Source organism: Alcanivorax sp. HI0083 (genome assembly GCF_001635175.1).
Genome location: NZ_LWFX01001559.1, coordinates 1 through 696, shown reverse-complemented (window position 1 = coordinate 696; position 696 = coordinate 1). Strand labels below are relative to the sequence as shown.

1 protein-coding gene and 1 pseudogene are annotated in these 696 nt (G+C 58.6%); both read left to right on the top strand.

Features of this window, described 5'->3' with window-relative positions:
- A pseudogene (locus tag A3754_RS28175) lies at positions 1–198 on the top strand (hypothetical protein); the annotation flags it as partial.
- Between the two features lie 80 nt (positions 199–278).
- Complete coding sequence (locus A3754_RS23315) at positions 279–641, top strand: HopJ type III effector protein (RefSeq protein WP_063521480.1); 363 nt, start codon at positions 279–281, stop codon at positions 639–641.
- The last annotated feature ends 55 nt before the right edge of the window (positions 642–696 follow it).

The window sequence follows — 696 nt, the reverse complement described above, 5'->3', positions numbered from 1 at the left end:
CCCGAAGAGCAGTACCACATCAGCGCCACCTGGAAAGATGACAACCTGTGGATCGAAAACTACAACCCGGAAACCAACGAGTGCATTTTCCGGGAATATTCCCGTGGCAACATGCTGGAAGGGAAAGTGGTCATCAAGAACTGTAGCCCGCTGCAAAGCACCGGCATGGTTCTGCCTAAAGATTCCGCTGTGCAGTAGCCATAACCCCCCGCGCCAACCGTGACTCTGTGCAGGGTTGGCGCTATCCTGCAGCGCTTTACATCGCACAGGACTCCCCCATGAGCACCTCCCTAAGCACCTTGCTGGACACCCTGAACAGCGCCCCCGAAAGCGTCACTTTCGACGCGGTACAAGCCGTCATTGCCGAGCACTACCATTACACCCCGGCCACCTTCATCAATGGTGAGGGCGATGACAGTGTGCGTAACGAAGCCGGCACCAATGAAGGCTCGTGCAAGATTTTTGCCTTCGCCAAACTCCAGACGCTTTCCGATGCGCAGACCCTGGCCTGCTTCGGCCATTTTTACCGCGAGCATGTACTGGGCAACCCGGACGGCAGCGACCACGCCAACATTCGCACCTTCATGCGCCACGGCCTGAGCCAGGTGGTGTTCGACACTCCCGCACTGGCGGCAAAATAGCGGGCTTGTGGATAGCGGTGGATAGCGCTGGCGGGCGCCTGATGCGGCGAACAGG

Excerpts from the sequence above, each read along its gene's own strand:
- A3754_RS23315 (WP_063521480.1), top strand. The coding sequence starts at position 279 with ATGAGCACCTCCCTAAGCACCTTGCTGGACACCCTGAACAGCGCCCCC.